At 65.8% G+C, this 17,075-nt stretch carries 12 protein-coding genes; 5 read left to right on the top strand and 7 right to left on the bottom strand.

Annotated elements, in window-relative coordinates:
- Nucleotides 1-27 precede the first annotated feature (27 nt).
- The 3 genes from rho (at nt 28) to R3280_RS01085 (ending at nt 3,926) form a co-directional block, all read left to right on the top strand.
- The gene (gene rho, locus R3280_RS01095; RefSeq protein ID WP_318996728.1) at nt 28-1,290 is read left to right on the top strand and encodes a transcription termination factor Rho; all 1,263 of its coding nucleotides are present in this window, start codon (nt 28-30) and stop codon (nt 1,288-1,290) included.
- Nucleotides 1,291-1,403: 113 nt separating this feature from the next.
- On the top strand, nt 1,404-2,894 hold the full coding sequence (gene ubiD, locus R3280_RS01090) for a 4-hydroxy-3-polyprenylbenzoate decarboxylase (RefSeq protein ID WP_318996727.1): 1,491 nt from the start codon (nt 1,404-1,406) through the stop codon (nt 2,892-2,894).
- Between the two features lie 9 nt (nt 2,895-2,903).
- Nucleotides 2,904-3,926 carry a 2Fe-2S iron-sulfur cluster-binding protein gene (locus R3280_RS01085; RefSeq protein WP_318996726.1) on the top strand — a complete coding sequence of 341 codons (1,023 nt, stop codon included), beginning with the start codon at nt 2,904-2,906 and terminating at the stop codon, nt 3,924-3,926.
- A gap of 151 nt (nt 3,927-4,077) precedes the next feature.
- Here R3280_RS01085 and R3280_RS01080 read toward each other — a convergent pair whose 3' ends face one another.
- From R3280_RS01080 to R3280_RS01055, 6 genes are all read right to left on the bottom strand, one after another.
- Complete coding sequence (locus R3280_RS01080; RefSeq protein ID WP_318996725.1) at nt 4,078-5,313, bottom strand: heme biosynthesis HemY N-terminal domain-containing protein; 1,236 nt, start codon at nt 5,311-5,313, stop codon at nt 4,078-4,080.
- Entirely contained in the window at nt 5,310-6,443 is a 1,134-nt protein-coding gene (locus R3280_RS01075) for a uroporphyrinogen-III C-methyltransferase (protein WP_318996724.1), read from the bottom strand. Before R3280_RS01075 ends, R3280_RS01080 begins: the two co-directional genes overlap by 4 nt.
- A gap of 8 nt (nt 6,444-6,451) precedes the next feature.
- Complete coding sequence (locus R3280_RS01070; RefSeq protein WP_318996723.1) at nt 6,452-7,270, bottom strand: uroporphyrinogen-III synthase; 819 nt, start codon at nt 7,268-7,270, stop codon at nt 6,452-6,454.
- Nucleotides 7,251-8,192, bottom strand: coding sequence for a hydroxymethylbilane synthase (hemC, locus tag R3280_RS01065; protein WP_318996722.1), 942 nt, complete (start codon nt 8,190-8,192; stop codon nt 7,251-7,253). The genes R3280_RS01070 and hemC overlap by 20 nt, the downstream gene beginning before the upstream one ends.
- Nucleotides 8,193-8,272: 80 nt before the next feature.
- A complete protein-coding gene (locus tag R3280_RS01060) occupies nt 8,273-9,019 on the bottom strand; it encodes a LytTR family DNA-binding domain-containing protein (RefSeq protein ID WP_318996721.1) in 747 nt (248 codons plus the stop codon).
- The gene (locus tag R3280_RS01055) at nt 9,006-10,106 is read right to left on the bottom strand and encodes a sensor histidine kinase (RefSeq protein ID WP_318996720.1); all 1,101 of its coding nucleotides are present in this window, start codon (nt 10,104-10,106) and stop codon (nt 9,006-9,008) included. Before R3280_RS01055 ends, R3280_RS01060 begins: the two co-directional genes overlap by 14 nt.
- Before the next feature lie 94 nt (nt 10,107-10,200).
- On the opposite strand from R3280_RS01055, the gene argH reads away from it, so the two are divergent.
- Nucleotides 10,201-11,601: an argininosuccinate lyase gene (argH, locus tag R3280_RS01050; RefSeq protein WP_318996719.1), complete on the top strand. Its 1,401-nt coding sequence runs from the start codon at nt 10,201-10,203 to the stop codon at nt 11,599-11,601.
- Nucleotides 11,602-11,612: 11 nt separating this feature from the next.
- Here argH and R3280_RS01045 read toward each other — a convergent pair whose 3' ends face one another.
- Entirely contained in the window at nt 11,613-14,057 is a 2,445-nt protein-coding gene (locus R3280_RS01045) for an EAL domain-containing protein (protein ID WP_318996718.1), read from the bottom strand.
- A 113-nt stretch (nt 14,058-14,170) separates the two neighbouring features.
- Between R3280_RS01045 and R3280_RS01040 the strand changes: the two genes are divergently transcribed.
- Nucleotides 14,171-17,038: a class I adenylate cyclase gene (locus tag R3280_RS01040; protein WP_318996717.1), complete on the top strand. Its 2,868-nt coding sequence runs from the start codon at nt 14,171-14,173 to the stop codon at nt 17,036-17,038.
- Nucleotides 17,039-17,075: the final 37 nt, after the last annotated feature.

Here is a 17,075-nt window from a genome sequence, read left to right as displayed (position 1 = left end):
CTTCCATTCTTGAATATCCAATAACTTATGAATCTTACTGAACTTAAGCAGAAATCCGTACCCGAACTGCTCGATATCGCGCAGGAAATGGGTCTCGATAACCTGGCCCGTTCGCGCAAGCAGGATGTGATCTTCGCCATCCTGAAGAAGCACGCCAAGAGCGGTGAAGACATCTACGGCGACGGGGTACTGGAAATTCTGCAGGACGGCTTCGGCTTTCTGCGTTCCGCCGACGCCTCCTACCTGGCCGGACCCGACGACATCTACGTCTCCCCCAGCCAGATTCGCCGGTTCAACTTGCGTACCGGTGACACCGTCTCCGGCAAGATCCGGCCCCCCAAGGACGGCGAGCGCTACTTCGCGCTGTTGAAGGTCAACGAGATCAATTTCGACAAGCCCGACAATGCCCGCAACAAGATCCTGTTCGAGAACCTGACGCCGCTGTTCCCCGACGAGCGCCTGGGTCTGGAAGCCGGCAACGGAAGCACCGAGGACCTGTCCTCCCGGGTGCTGGATCTGGTGGCGCCCATCGGCAAGGGCCAGCGTGGCCTGATCGTGTCGCCGCCCAAGGCCGGTAAGACCCTGCTGATGCAGACCATCGCCCAGTCCATCACCCGCAACAGCCCCGAATGCCATGTCATGGTGCTGCTGATCGACGAGCGCCCGGAAGAGGTCACCGAGATGCAGCGCACCGTGCGCGGCGAGGTGATTGCCTCCACCTTCGACGAGCCGCCGGCCCGTCATGTCCAGGTGGCGGAAATGGTGATCGAGAAGGCCAAGCGCCTGGTGGAGCACAAGAAGGATGTGGTCATCCTGCTGGACTCCATCACCCGTCTGGCCCGGGCCTACAACACCGTGATCCCGTCCTCCGGCAAGGTACTCACCGGTGGTGTGGACGCCCACGCACTGGAGAAGCCCAAGCGTTTCTTCGGTGCCGCCCGTAACGTGGAGGAAGGTGGCAGTCTGACCATCCTGGCCACCGCGCTGGTGGATACCGGCTCCAAGATGGACGAGGTCATCTACGAGGAATTCAAGGGCACCGGCAACATGGAAGTCCATCTGGACCGCCGCATTGCCGAGAAGCGGATCTACCCGGCCATCAACATCCGTCGTTCCGGCACTCGCCGTGAAGACCTGCTGATGGCGGAAGCGGATATCCAGCGGGTCTGGATCCTGCGCAAGCTGCTGCACTCCATGGACGACGACACCGGCGCCCTGGAGTTTCTGCTGGACAAGCTGCGCGAGACCAAGACCAACGACGAATTCTTCCAGTCCATGAAGCGCCGTTGATGGCTGCTCCCGCCTGCTGACTGTGCTCGGCGGGGCCGGTTCCGGTCCCGCCGACATCCGCTTGACCGTTCTGTCCGTAAACCTCTGCCTGACACGCCACCACAGGGCCTGCCATGAACTACAGTGACTTGCGTGACTTCATCGCCCAACTAGAGCAAATGGGTGAGCTCAAGCGCATCCGGGTCGAGGTGGACACGCACCTGGAAATGACCGAGATCTGCGACCGCACCCTCCGTGCCGGTGGCCCCGCCTTGCTGTTCGAGAAGCCCAAGGGCTACGACATGCCGGTGCTGGCCAACCTGTTTGGCACGCCCCGGCGCGTGGCGCTCGGCATGGGCCAGAGCGATGTGGCGGCGTTGCGGGACGTGGGCAAGCTGCTGGCCTTCCTCAAGGAACCGGATCCCCCTAAGGGCTTCCGCGACGCCATCGAAAAATTCCCGGTGTTCCGCAAGGTCATGAAGATGAGCCCCAAAGTGTTGCGCTCGGCGCCCTGCCAGGAGGTGGTGCTGGAGGGTGACCAGGTGGACCTGGGCCGGATTCCGGTCCAGCACTGCTGGCCCGGGGATGCCGGACCCTTGGTGACTTGGCCGCTGGTGATCACCCGCGGCCCCCACAAGGAGCGCCAGAACCTGGGCATCTACCGGCAGCAGGTGATTGGCCGCAACCGTCTGATCATGCGCTGGCTCAGTCATCGCGGTGGCGCCCTGGATTTCCTGGAATGGCAGAAAGCCCACCCGGGCGAGCCCTTCCCGGTGGCGGTGGCGCTGGGAGCGGACCCGGCCACCATCCTGGGGGCGGTGACGCCGGTGCCGGATTCCCTGTCGGAATATGCCTTCGCCGGCCTGCTCCGGGGTGCCCGCACCGAACTGGTAAAAGCCGGTCTCAGTGACCTGCAGGTGCCGGCCAGCGCCGAGATTGTATTGGAGGGCTTCATCTATCCGGACGATACCGCTCCGGAGGGGCCTTTCGGCGATCACACCGGTTACTACAACGAAGTGGAGCAGTTCCCGGTGTTCACCGTCGAGCGCGTCACGCACCGGCGCGACCCCATTTACCACAGTACCTACACCGGACGCCCGCCGGACGAGCCAGCCATCCTCGGCGTGGCGCTGAACGAAGTGTTCGTGCCCATCCTGCAGAAGCAGTTCCCGGAAATCACCGACTTCTACCTGCCGCCGGAAGGCTGTTCCTACCGCCTGGCGGTGGTGACCATGAAGAAGCAGTACCCGGGCCATGCCAAGCGGGTGATGATGGGGGTATGGTCGTTTCTGCGGCAATTTATGTACACCAAGTTTGTCATCGTCACCGATGACGACATCAACGCCCGGGACTGGAAGGACGTGATCTGGGCCATGACCACCCGTATGGATCCGATCCGGGACACCACCCTGGTCGACAGCACCCCCATCGATTACCTGGATTTCGCGTCACCGGTGGCGGGCCTGGGCTCCAAGATGGGGCTGGACGCCACCAACAAATGGCCGGGTGAAACCGACCGGGAGTGGGGAACACCCATCACCATGTCGGAAGAGGTCAAGCAGCGGGTGGATAGCCTGTGGGACAGCCTTGGCCTTGAACTTCCCGGCCAGGGCCCCGACAGATAGGTCACGTCCATGGCTTGGGACCCGGTGGGTGATGACGAGCCCGGAGCGCGAATAACGCTGAGGCCTTCGGGTCTGGTGTTCCGGGCGCCGGCGGACAGCGATCTGCTCAGCGCCGCCAGAGCCGCCGGCATTGCGGTGCCTTCCGCCTGCCGTAACGGCGTGTGTGAATTGTGTGAAGCCCGGCTGCTGAGCGGCCGGGTGCTGAGCAACCGTACCCGGACCCGGGTACCGAACGCCGGGCGTCTGATGCTTTGCCGAAGCCAGGGCCTGGGTGACATTGAACTGGAGATCGAGACCGTTATGGCAGCAGGAGAGAACCCCGCCCGGAAGTTTCACGCCAACGTGGTGGATCTGCGTTCGATCAGTCATGACGTTTACGGCGTGGAGCTTCAGTTGCCGCGTCGGCGGGAGCTGTCCTTCCATGCCGGCCAGTACCTGTCGGTGCTGCTGCCGGCTGCCGACCCCTGCTATTTCTCCATCGCCAGCAGCCCCAGCGCCGAGCATCTGGAACTGCATATCCAGGCCACGCCCGAGTGGGTGTCGGCCCAGCGCGTGATCGATGCCCTCAAGTCAGGTGATCCGGTCACCCTGGATATTCCCCACGGTCACGCCTGCCTGGCGTCGGTGCCGGACAAGCCGCTGGTCATGGTGGCCGCCGGTACCGGCTTCGCCCAGATGAAAAGCATGGTGGACTACCTGCAGGAAACCGACTTCGACCAGCCCGTCACCCTGTTCTGGGGGGTGCGCCGCCACGAGGACATGTACCTGCGCTCACTGGCCCAGCAGTGGCACGAAGAGTGGCCGCCGCTGAAATTCGTACCGGTGGTGGGGGACTGCGAGGACAACGACTGGTCCGGTCATCACGATCAGCTGGTGCGTGTGGTCCGGGCGTCGGCCCACGACTGGCGCAACGCCCGGGTCATGGCCAGCGGCTCGCCCACCATGGTCTATACCCTCATGGACGCGCTGGTGGCCGACGGGCTGCCCGAGTCCGAGTTCTTCTCCGACGTGCTGGAATACGCCCCCCGCTGACGCAACACAGCCCCTCGCCCCCGCCAAGACCAGAAAGCCTCTGAGGGGGTGAGGGGCAAGGCGCCCGGAGCGCAGCAAAGGAGACATACCGTCTGGTAGGCGAGTTTGCGAGCACCGCGCAACACAGCCCCTCACCCCCTCAGAGGCTTTCTCAGGCCTTGGGCATGGGGAGATCGGGCAACCCGCTGTCCTTCACCAACCCCTGCATCAGCAGCCGGACACTGTCCTGCTCGTCCCCCATGTGGGCGTTGAGACGGCTCAGTTCCGCCATGGTCTCGCGGCTGCGGCGCAGCTTGAGGCTGGTCTCGAAATACTCCCGGGCCTTGCCCCAGAGTTCGTTGCGAAGGCTGAGCCGGCCCAGTGCCAGCAGCAGCTCGGCATTGTTGGGCCGGTCCTGCAGCCAGCGCTCCGCCATCAGCAGTTGCTCGTCCGGCTTCTGGCCCTGGAGGCGGCCGTAGAGGTTGATCAGTTCATCGCTCCAGTGGTTACGCAGCACTTTGCGCAGCAGGGTCTCGGCCTGCACCTCGTCCCCCAGCTCCGCCAGCAGCCGGGCGTACTCCCGGATGGTGTGCTCGTCCCGGCGCAGGAAACCCGGCAGCTCGTCCCACAGCCGGGTCAGCGGTGACAGGTCCTGACCACCGACTGATTGCCGGCGGCATTCCGCCGCAGCTCGCTGCAGCAGGTTGTGCCAGGCGGTGCGCTCCAGCATGTTCAGCTCTTCCTTGTCCAGCAGCTCCCGCTTGCGCAGTTCCGGCAGCAGTTTGGACAGCTCGCGCCAGTCCTCCAACCGGACATAGGTGTTCTTCAGCAGCTTCAGCACAAAGGGATGGTGCGGCGTCTGCTTGCGCAGACGGATCAGGGTGGCCAAGGCCTGCTCCAGGCGGTTGCCCGCCAGCTGCAGCTGGGCCTGGGTGATGCCCACCGCCATGTCGGAGCCCGGGGTACTTTCGAAGGCTCGCCGCAACAGGTCATCGACGGCGTCGTGGTCGCCGCATTCGAAGGCCGCCTGGGCGGCCGCCAGGTAGTTGATCAGCGGGGTGTCGGCCTGGCTGGCGGAGGCTTCCAGCAGTTTGCGGGCACGAGGCCAGTTGCCTTCCGCCAGGGCCAGCAGGCCCTGGGTGGTACGCCGCCGCGCCCGGCGTTCCTTGCCGCGGGCCAGCCAGCCGCCGATCACGCCGGCACCGCGACCGGTGCGGCGCAGCAGGCCGATCACCAGCAGGATGGCAAACACCAGCACCAGCAGGCCCGCCAGGCCCACCCAGAAATTGGTTTCGATCAGGTAGTGGCCCAGGCTGATCCGTACATAGCCCAGGTCGTACTGCAGGCCCATGCTGAGGCCCACGCCCAGCAGCAGCGCTACCAGAATGATCACCAGCAGCTTGATCATGAGCCGGCATCCCCGTTGTCAGAGGTGGGTGCGGCGGATTCGGCCTGGCCATCGTCGTCGCGATTCGCCGCGGGATCGGTACGGCCTTCCAGCCGCGCCTTGAGAAGTTCCAGCGACTTGCTGATGTCCGGCAGCTCCGGGTCGATGGACTTCTGGCGCAGTTCGGAGAGGGTGCCCAGCAGGGCCTCGATCCGCGGATCGCTGTTGTCGTACCAGCGCTTGATGGCGTCCAGGGCCTTGCCCAGGGCCTGCTGGTAAACGATCTGGTTGCGCTCCAGCAGGCCCAGCTCGGCCTCCTCCAGCATCAGCTGGATGTTGAGGCGGGCGTAGGCGCTCTGCTCCGGCGATAGCAGCGGCTTGACCGGCTCGTCCAGGCGACGCACCACGATCATGCTGGCGAGGGTTTCGCGGGTTTCCTGCCAGGCCCGGGCGACGGCGCCCTGGCTCTGTCCGCCACCATCCTCACCGGTCGCTGTTGGGGCTGGCGCGGGGTCGTTGCCGGCCAGGGCGCTGTCGGACAGCGACTGCACGGTTTCGATGGCAGCCTCAAGCTGCAGGTAAAGGCCGGTACGGTCGACGCCGGCAATGCTCTTGAGCGCCATGATTTCCCGCGCCAGTTGCTCCCGTACCGGGTAGACGCCGACATCGTCGGTTTCCGCCAGGACCTGGTCAGCCGCCTGCAGGACCGCCAGGGCGCCCTTGTAGTCCTGTTCAATCTGCAGCCGCTGGTTGGCGATACGCAGCAGGTACTCGGCCTCCGATAGCAGCCAGTCGGTGCGGGTGCGGTTGCCGGCTTCCAGCAGTTCACGGGCGTTATGGTCAATCTGGCGCTGCTGGGTGGCGATCTTCTCCCGCAGTTCATTGATCCGGCTGTCCAATGCCTGTAGCCGTTCGGCCCGCTGATTGTCGGTCTGGCTGTAGTTGTTCTGCAGTCTTTCGGCGGTCTGGATCACTGAACTCAGGCGGTCCTGCATGGACTGCTGCTGCAGCCACAGCAGGTAGCCGGCAAAAGCCAGGGCCAGGCTCACGGCCAGGGCCAGCACAGCGATCAGCCAGAGGGGCCAGATTCGGGGACGTGGGGGCTGGGGCTGGTCGACTGTGGCAGGCAGTTGCTTGTTTGAGTCAGTCACGGGCGTCCTTAGCTGAGCGATGTGTTGGGCCGGGGCGCCCGGGCTGGTCTGGCCAGGTGCTCGGCAATACCGGTGGCAATGGCATCATCCGCCAGGCTGGCCGGAGTCAGAATCCAGTCAAAGCCGGACGCCCGGGCCTGCTGGGCAACCCGGTTGGCCGGCACCACCAGCAATCGTTGTTTGAGATTATGGTCGCTATTCTCACCTAGGGCCATGAGATTGTTCAATGTTTCTCCAGAAAGGGCGACGATGGCGTGAGGGTCAAAGTCACCCAGATGGTCCCGCAGGTCGGACTCGGACCAGGACGGTCGCCGCCGGTCGTAGAGGATCAACTCGCTCACCACGGCGCCGCGCCGGTTGAGGCTGTCCCGGACCAGCTCCCGGCCGCGCTCACCTCGTGCCAGCAGGACTTTCTCGCCGGCCGGGGCGTGCAGGCCCGGCAGGGCCAGCAGGTGTTCGCTGGTAAAGCCATCCGGTGGTGCCTGGGGCGTCAGCCCGGCGGCAGCGAACACCGCGGCGGTACTGGCGCCGACGCCATACCAGTTCAGGCCCACCGGAAACTGGGGCCACCAGGTGTCGATTCGCTCCAGCAGGCGCCCTGCGGCGTAAGGACTGACGGCGATCACGTGCTGGAACAGGTCCAGGTTCTGGATCAGGGTGCGGTCGGCGGCGGTTTCCGGCAGGTCCACCCGCTCGATCAGCGGCAGCACCCGTACCTCGGCCCCGCAGGCCTCCAGGTAGGCGGCCAGCCGGCCGGCCTCGGGTTCCGGCCGGCAGACCAGGACCCGGGCGCCGGCCAGGTCGGCTTCAGGTCGGGGTGTGACCATAGATCTCGGCCAGCACCCGGTCCGCCCCCAGAGCCAGCAGGTCTTCGGCAAGTTCCCGGCCCAGGCGTTCGCCCTCGGCCCGGGGCGCGCGACCCTCCACCCGGAAGATCTCGCTGCCGTCCACCGCGCCCACCAGGCCGCGAAGCCACAGGGTATCCTCGTCCTCCAGCAGGGCGTAAGCAGCAATGGGCACCTGGCAGCCGCCCTCAAGGCGACGGTTGAGGGCCCTTTCGGCTTTTACCCGGTCGGCAGAGTCGGCGTGATTGAGGGGTGCCAGCAGCTCCCGCAGTTCGTGGTCGTCCAGCCGGCACTCGATGCCCAGGGCGCCCTGGCCCACGGCCGGCAGGGAGATGCGATCCGGCATGCCGTAGCGGATACGGTCGTGGAAGCCCAGGCGCTTGAGGCCGGAGCTGGCCAGCACAATGGCGTCGAACTCGCCCCGGTCCAGTTTGGCCAGGCGGGTGTTCACATTGCCCCGCAGGGTGTGGATCTTCAGGTCGGGCCGGTAGGCCCGCAGCTGGGATTCCCGGCGCAGGCTGGCGGTGCCCACCACGGCGCCCTCCGGCAGATCGTCCACGTTGTTGTAGTGGTTGCTGACAAAGGCGTCGGTCGGGTCTTCCCGCTCACAGATGGCCACCAGGCCCAGGCCCTCGGGAAAGGTCATGGGCACGTCCTTCATGGAGTGCACCGCCAGGTCGGCGCGGCCGTCCAGCATAGCCTCTTCCAGCTCCTTCACGAACAGACCCTTGCCGCCGATCTTGGCGAGGGGCACGTCCAGGATCTTGTCGCCCTGGGTCTTTATGCCGATCAGCTCGACACTGACGTGATCGTGCATGCGTTCCAGCTCGGCCTTGATGAATTCGGCCTGCCAGAGTGCCAGGGCACTGTTTCGGGTTGCAATCTTAAGCGTGCGTTTGGACATGGTTAGGGTCGGACCAGATTGGAAAAAGTGTGGCACAAGACTAACGCGGGACGGCGAAAAAGTCCCGTCCGGGCTACGCCTCAGCCCGGGCTCAGCTTCTGACGTACGGCGGTGGCATGGCGCCGGCTTACCGGCAACTCGGTGTCCTGCTGACGCAGGCGGATGCGGTAGTGGCCGTCGTCGTCCCGTAGCAGCGCCTGGATATGACGCACCCCGACCAGGGTCTGGCGGTGGATGCGTAGCAACTGCTCCGGATAGGCCTGCTCAAGTTCCTTGAGGGTGAAGTCGGTCACCGTTTCGCCCTGGCTGTGATGGATGGTGACGCACTTCTGGTCGGCCTCGCAGTAGAGGATGGCCGCCAGCTCGATCAGCTCGGTACCCCGGTGGGTGCGCACCGCCAGCTGGTCCTCACTGGCTTCGCTGCGCACCTGCAGGGCCTGGAGCTGGACCCGGTTGATCCGACCGGCGCGGCCCAGGGCGTCCGCCAGGGCCTCCCGACGCACCGGTTTGAGCAGGTAGGCCGCAGCCTGCACCTCGAAGGCGTTGATGGCGTAATGATCGTAGGCGGTGCAAAAGATGATCGCCGGTGGGTGGGTGAGGGCGCTGAGCTTTTCCGCGACTTCCATGCCGTCCATGCCGGGCATGCGGATATCCAGCAGGAGGATATCGGGCTCCAGCTCCGCAACCGCCCGCAGGGTGGCGTGGCCGTCACCGGATTCGCCGCAGACCCGGTAGCCGTCCAGTCTGTCCACCAGCCGCGCCAGCCGCTCCCGGGCCAGGGGCTCGTCGTCGGCGATCAGGATGCGTTGCGGATCACTGGCTGTCATGGCTCGGGCTCCAGGACTGGGGGAGATTAACCGGCTGCCATGGCAGGCGCAGGGTAACGGTGTAGGTGCTGCCCTGCTGACTGTGCTTGAGCACCGCCGGTTCGCCGAATAGCGCCCGCAAGCGGGCCTGGATGTTGTCCAGTGCCATGCGGTTGCCCTCGTGGTTCTTCTGGTCCGCTTCCGGCCTCGGGTTCTGCACCATGAGATAGACCGAGTCGCCCTTGCGATAGCCCTCGATGCGGATGGTGCCGCCGGAAGCCCGCGGTTGAATACCATGATAGATGGCGTTCTCAACCAGTGGTTGCAGGGTCAGTGGTGGCACTGCCTGATGCTTCAGGTCTCCGGCGACCGCCCAGTCCACCTGCAGGCGCTCCCCCAGGCGCAGGCCCTCGATCATCAGGTAGCGCCGGCACAGGGCCAGTTCCTCGGCCAGGGGGATCAGCCGGTTCTGGGTCCGCAGGCTGGCGCGGAACAGCTCCGACAGGTCCAGTACGGCTTCCTCGGCCTGTTCCGGCCGGGTGGCGATCAGGCTGGCGATGGTGTTCATGCTGTTGAACAGGAAGTGGGGATGGATGCGGGCCTGCAGCGCCGTCAGCCGGGCCTGCATTTCGGCCTGGCGCTGCTGCTGCCACTGGTGCTGGAGGTAGAAGTAGCGCAGCACCATCAGGGTGATGATGGCCGCCAGCAGCAGGTTGCGGCCGATACCCTGCCAGGGCAGGCCCGGCTGCTGGGGGTTGAGCACTTCGCCGGCAAACAGGCTGAATACCAGCACATCCAGCACCACGATGGCGGTGATCAGGGCGCTGGCCCGGGCCACGCCCAGGGGCTGCAGGCGCTGGCGCAGGGCGCAGATAATGGCGGCGCTGGTGAGCAGGGTCCACTGTACGAACAGGGACAGCAGGCCAAAGTAGTTCCAGTCGATCCAGCCGCTGTCGGCCCGGATCACTGCCAGTAGCAGCACCATCAACTCGCTGGTGATGAGCAGCATGAACACCGCGCGCACCCGGCACAGGTCCGGCACGAAGAATTCTTCGCCGCCGGTGTCCTCCCGCGGAACCTGCCGGTTTTTACGACTGCGGGTGCTCATGCAGGTGAGAGTCTCCCAGAGAGTGTTATAATCGCCGCCTCATTTTCACCAGGCTCGCCAGATAATGCCGGGCTGCCAGCAGGAAAGATAGACCATGACTGACCAGAGCAAGAGCGCCGAAAAACCCTGGGGCGGTCGGTTCACGGAGCCGACGGATGCCTTCGTGGAGCGATTCACCGCATCGGTCGGGTTTGATCAGCGGCTCTATCACCACGACATCACCGGCTCCATCGCCCACGCCACCATGCTGGCGGAGGTCGGCGTGCTGACCGCCGATGAAAAGACCCAGATCATCGAGGGTCTGCAGGCGGTCAAGGCGGACATCGAGGCTGGCAACTTCGAGTGGTCGGTCCGCCTGGAAGACGTCCACATGAACATCGAGGCCCGGCTTACCGACCGCATCGGCATCACCGGCAAGAAGCTCCACACCGGCCGCAGCCGAAACGACCAGGTCGCCACTGACATCCGCCTCTACCTGCGGGACGAGATCGACGCCATCGCCGAGGAGCTGGCCCGCCTGCAGTCCGGCCTGCTGGATCTGGCTGAGCGCGAGGCCGACACCATCATGCCCGGTTTCACCCACCTGCAGACCGCCCAACCGGTGACCTTCGGCCATCACCTGATGGCCTGGTACGAGATGCTGGTGCGGGACGCCGAGCGCCTGCAGGACTGCCGCAAGCGGGTCAACGTCATGCCCCTGGGGGCCGCCGCCCTGGCCGGTACCACCTATCCCATCGATCGCACCATCACCGCACGGCTGCTGGGTTTTGACCGGGCCAGCGAGAACTCCCTGGATTCGGTCAGCGACCGGGATTTTGCCATCGAATTCTGCAGCTTTGCGGCCCTGCTGATGACCCATCTGTCCCGCTTCAGCGAAGAGCTGGTGCTCTGGACCTCGGCCCAGTTCGACTTCATTGACCTGCCGGACCGCTTCTGTACCGGCTCCTCCATCATGCCCCAGAAGAAGAACCCGGACGTGCCGGAGCTGGTGCGGGGCAAGACCGGCCGGGTCAACGGCCACCTGATCAGCCTGCTGACCCTGATGAAAGGCCAGCCCCTGGCCTACAACAAGGACAACCAGGAAGACAAGGAGCCGCTGTTCGACACCGTTGATACCGTCAAGGGCTGCCTCAAGGCCTACGCCGACATGGTGCCGGCGATCCGGGCCCGGGCCGACAACATGCGGGTGGCGGCCAAGCGCGGGTTCTCCACTGCCACCGACCTGGCGGATTACCTGGTGAAGAAAGGCGTGGCCTTCCGGGATGCCCACGAGATCGTTGGCAAGGCAGTGGGTTTTGGTGTTGCCGAGGGTCGTGACCTGTCCGACATGACCCTGGCCGAGCTCCGTGGCTTCTCCGAGGTGATCGACGGCGATGTCTTCGACGTGCTGACCCTGGAAGGCTCGGTGCAGGCCCGCAACCACACCGGCGGCACCGCGCCTGACCAGGTCCGTGCCGCCGTGGCCCGCGCCCGCCAGGGTCTCGGCAAGGCCTGACCCCCGGCGCCTCAGCCCCCGATGCGGCCGGTGTCCAGCTCCACCGCGACCGGTCGCAGTTCTTCCAGCGGCCGCGGCCGCGACAGCCGGAAGCCCTGGCCGTAGTGGATGCCCAGGCTGCGCACCTTGCGCAGCGCCTCGTCGTTCTCGATAAACGTGGCCACCGTGGCCTTGCCAGCCGCTGCAGCGATCTTGTGCAGCGCCTCCACCATGACCTGCTGCACCGGGTCGTCGTGCAGGTGCGCCATCATGGCCTGGTCCAGCTTGATGATGTCCACCGGCAGGGTCGCCGCCAGGCTGTAGCTGGCCACGCTGGCCCCCGCCCCATCCAGGGCCACCCGACAGCCAATCCGATGTAACGCATCGCACAGCACCGTAACCTCGTCCGGGTACTGGCTGGCGGTGGTTTCGCGGATCTCCAGGCAGAAGCATTCCGGCGCAAACGGCAGGTCCCGCAGCAGGGTGGCCATGAAGTCCGGAAAGCTGTCGTCCAGCACACTGGCCAGCGACAAGTTGAAGCCGCAGTACTTTAGTCTTGGCTCCAGCAGGCTGTGGCGTGCCAGCCAGGCCAGGGTCTTGCGAATCACCGCCCGGTCGATATCCCGGGCCAGGTCGAAACGTTCGGCCAGGGGCAGAAATTCGGCGGGCTCCAGCACGGGTTCGTCGGGGTTCTCCGACCGCAGCCGGGCCAGGATCTCGATGTGGTCGCCCCAGGTCACACTGGCCACTGGCCGCAGGCTCTGGAACTGCAGCTCCAGGCGGTCGTTGTCGAGGCTCTCCCGCAACGCCTCGAGGCGGCCGCGGGCCAGCCCGGCCTGGACCTCGTCGGAGACCGCGTCGGCGGCGTGGAGCCGATTGCGGCCGGCGGTCTTGGCGGTGTGGCAGAGATCCGCGGCCTGCTCCAGCAGCTTTTCCGGATCCTGGGAACATTCACCGTGGAGTCGCAGCAGCCCGGCACTGGCGGTGGTCTGCAGGCTGACATCCTGCCACTGGAACACGAAGTCGGCGATCAGGGTCAGCAGGGTGTCCGCGACCTTGGCGGCCTCAATGCGGTCGCAGTTCTCGATCAGCAGGGCAAAGGTGTCGCCGGACAGCCGCGCCAGAGAATCACGCTGGCGAATGCGCACCATCATCTCCCCGGCCAGGGCCCTCAGGTAACGGTCGCCGGTGCCTGGCGGCGCGCGCTCACCAAGTTCGGTGAAGCCGTCGAGGTTGAAGTAGAGCAGGCCGTGGCGGCCGGCGCTGTCACAGGTGTTGCGTAGCAGGCGCGCCAGCCGCAGGCCGAATTCGCGCTGGTTGAGCAGGCCGGTGATGGGGTCGTGGCGGTTCATGTAGCGCCGATTGCCGGCAACCCGGGTACGGTCACTGACATCCCGCGCCACCTGCACCGCCCCCAACACTTCGCCTTCCTCGTCCAGCAGGCGCTGGTAACGCAGTTCGTAGACCGGCAGTTCCCGGTCCTGCATCGCCAGCGGCATCTCCACGGTGAAGCTCTCGCGCTCGAAGGCCCTCTGCCAGAGCCGCTGCACCAGCCGCCGCTCATTGGGGAACTCGGCCAGCAACTGGCACAGATTGTCCCCGTCACGAACCTCGACGCCGAAGGTCTCCCGGGCCTGGTGCCGGAAAGCGCTGTTACAGCACAGCAGGTTGAGGCCGGTATCCACCGCCACCACCAGGTCATCGGTGGCGGCCATCAAAGCGCTGAGCAGGGCCTGGCCACGGGTGGTCCGGGACGCCAGTTCCCGCTGCGGACTGAGATCGCTGACCACGCCGCTGAGACCGGTCACCTGCAGCCCCTGTTTGAGAGCCTGGCCGTGAACCCGGATGCGGCGCGACTGCTGGCGGGCATTGACCAGATCCAGAGTGGCATCGAAAGGCTCGCCGGTGCGGGCGCAACGGCGGAACATTGCCCGTAGCCGGTTCTGGCCGCCCTGGCAGTAGAACAGCGCCTGCTCCGGGGTGATGTCGCTGCCCGGACGCAGTCCCAGCAGGCGATAGAGGCCCTCCGACCAGCTCATCCGGTTGTCCTGGATATCCAGCTCCCAGAAGCCGAGCTGAACCGCCTTTTCGGTCAGGGCCAGCAGCCGCGGATCCAGTGGCAACGAATCCCTCAGGGTAACGAAGGCGCTGACGGCCTGGTCGGCGTCCCTGACCGCCAGGCGCAGGGTGAGCTGGGCGGTGAAGAAAAAGCCCTCCCGATGTCGCAGGGTCACCAGCACCGAATGGCCCCGCTCGAACCTCTGCCGGTTCGCCGGTGTCAGGGGATCGTCCTCCCGTGCCGCCACCAGGCGCGATACCGGCTGGCCCACCAGGGTACTGGCGCCAAAGCCCAGCACCGCCTCGGCCTGGCTGTCGACAAAGGTGATGATGCCGGCGTCGTCAATCCGGATCAGGGTGCGACGGGGGTCGGCCTGGCCGGACTCGATCCGGTAGCGGCGAATGAAGAATTCTTTCAAGGCAAAGTGACCTGCTATGATCGTGAACGGTTTGCGAGTCTGGCCTCATCTTATCGGGAGTGCGGCCGTCAGACTGATACCGGTGTCGTAAAAACCACTTTCACGGAGTCGCTGTGACCGCCCCAGACCTGCCCATCCGCCTCGATTTTGACGAAGGTATCGACCGCAAGGTCCTGCGCCGTCTCCGGGACCGGTTCTGGCAGGTCAACGAGGCCCGTTGGCAGCGCGCCCATTCGGCGCTGACCTACCGTCAGCAGGTGGTGCTGGAAGTGCTGCCGCTGGTGTTTCACCTCAATCATCCGGCCCTGCCGGGCTATCTGGACCACGACTGTCCGTTCGGCATTGCCCACTACCAGCCGTCACCCGCCGCCATCGGCGCCGCCCAGCGCCTGGCCCGATCCTTCGCGCTGCGGGATGCCGGCAAACGCCAGCCGGATGTGGAGGCCATGTTCCTGATGGGCAGCCCCGGCTCCCTGGGCCATTCGGTGGCCAGCGATCTGGACGTCTGGCTCTGCCACCGGCCGGGGCTGACGGAAGCTGCCGTCGAGCGCCTGGAGCGCAAGGCGGCCCGGGTATCCGAGTGGGCCGCCGGGCTGGGCCTGGAGCTTCACGTGTTCGTGTTCTGCGCCGAGGACTGGCGGCACCGGCGTCATCGCGCCGAGGTCAGCGGCGAGAACTGCGGCAGTGCCCAGCACTATCTGCTGCTGGACGAGTTCTACCGCACCGGCATCCACCTGGCCGGCTGTTTTCCGCTCTGGTGGCTGGTGCCGGTGGCGGATGAAGGCAACTACGAGGAGCGCGCCCGGCAGCTGATCGAGTGCCGCTTTATCAAGGCCAGTGACTACATCGACTTCGGTGCCGTGCCGGCCATCCCCGAGGAGGAGTTCCTGGGGGCCGGGGTCTGGCAGCTCTACAAGGGCATCGACTCGCCCTGGAAATCCCTGCTCAAGCTGCTGCTGATTGAATGTTACGCCCGTGACCCGGCCGGCGGTCTGCTGTCGCTGGCTTTCAAGGCCGCCATCTATGGCGGCGAGACCGATCCCGACCGGCTGGATCCTTACGCCTTGCTTTACCAGCGCCTGGAGCGCTGGCTGGTGGAGCTGGATGCCGACAGCCGGCTCGATCTGGTGCGCCGCGCCCTCTATTTCAAGGCCGGATTGCCTCTGAGCCGGGCCGAGGTAGCGGGGGAGCGCTGGCGGGGGCAGCTCCTGCAACAACTGGTAACGGCCTGGGGCTGGGGGCCGGAGACCCTGCGGGATCTGGACAACCGACAGCTCTGGCGCGCCGAGCAGGTGATCACCCTGCGCCGGGCCATGGTCAATGAACTCAGCCACAGCTATCGGTTGCTGTCCCGGCTGGCCCGCACCCATGCCCTCAAGGCGGCCATCAGCCAGACCGACATGGGTCTGCTGGGCCGCAAGCTCTACGCGGCCTTCCAGCGCAAGGCCGGCAAGATCGAGCTGATCAACCCCAACATCGCGCCATCGCTGGCGGAGGAGAACCTGGCCTTCCATCACCAGTCCACCCAAGGCCTGGAAGCCAGTGGTGAGGGCTGGCTGCTGTACCGGGACCTGGAGAATCCCGCCGACGCCTTCTGGCAGCCGGTGATACGACGGGCCAGCAACCTCACCGAACTGCTGGTGTGGAGCTACTGCAACGGCCTGCTGACCCGGGCCACCCGGCTCAACGTGCGGGCTGGCAGCAGCGTATTGAGCGTGGCGGAGCTGCGGGAACTGCTGGAGACCCTCAGCCAGCACCTGCCGGTGCCGCTGGCGCCGGCCAGCCGTGACGCCCTGCTGGCCCCGGCCCGGCCCCTGACCACGCTGCTGCTGGTGAACGTGGCGCTGGACCCCCAGGCCCGTCTCACCGAGCGTGGTCTGCATAAGCTCAGCGGCCGCCACGATTCGCTGGGGTTCAGCGGCGGCCGGGAGAACCTGGTTCACACCATCGACCAGGTGACCCTGAGCAGTTGGCACGAGGTCAGCCTGCAGCACTATGCCGCCGGTGACACCCTCATCCAGTGCCTCAAGAACTACCTTGCCAGCGTGGCGGAGAGCCCCCGCCATCTGCCGGTCCTGGCGGTGCACAGTTTTGGCGGCCATGGCGGCGCCATCGCCCGGCGGGTGCAGGAGCTGTTTGCCGACGTGCAGCGCTATTTCTTCGCCGGTGGGACGGGGCCCCATGCCCTGCGCTACGTGATCGAGATGGACCGGCGCTATTTCGTGCTGCAGTTCCAGGGCAATGAGCCGGGTTTCGTCGGGCTGGACAGTCGGGAGGCGCTGATGGATTACCTGCGCAAATCCCAGCAGACCTACTCCCCGGTATTGTTCGACCGTTACGCCCTGCTGGAGGACCCGGCGCTGCGGGCGGTGTGCCAGGCCAGTCAGCCGGAAAGTGTGCAGGTGTTCTACCAGCAGCAGGGCGAGCGGGCGCGGATCTGGGTGGTGGATGAGCTTGGCTCGGTCTGCGGCTGGCAGCAGGTCTTCAGCAGCCGGCGCCACCTGCTGGCGCCGCTGTTCAAATTCCTCGAGAACCTGCTGGAGCGGCGTCAGCTGCGCCAGAGCCAGGGTCTGACCGGCGCTCTGACCGATTGCCTTTGTTACGAGCTGGTGATGCGGGATGGCCAGTGGCACACCGAGCGGCGCCCGGTCAGCGGCGAGGAACTGCCCCTGGGGGGGCTGGAAGTGCAGGCGGTGGGGGTGCAGGAAGGCGAGAGCCACCTGCGGTTCGATATCTACTGTGGCGACCAGGAGTTCACCCTGCTGGAGTACGGCGACCAGCTGATTCCCGCCGTCGCCCACTACATCCGTTCCCGGCGTCGGGCCGGGGAGTCCTACCCGGTCTATCTGACCGACATTCACCTGCCTCACGACCTGGACCCCCAGGTCTACCAGCAGGACCTGCAGACCACCCAGTACCTCTACTACCGCCGTGAGCTGGAACAGGCGCTGAACCAGGCCCTGGCCGGGGATATGCCCTGATCACTGCTGTCAGGTATACTGCCGGCAAACGAATCAT

Origin of the sequence: Marinobacter sp., assembly GCF_033722195.1 — a bacterium.
In the GTDB taxonomy this organism is placed as follows: Bacteria; Pseudomonadota; Gammaproteobacteria; order Pseudomonadales; family Oleiphilaceae; genus Marinobacter.
Note: the sequence above shows the minus strand (reverse complement) of the source record. Positions and strands in the feature narration are given on the sequence as shown.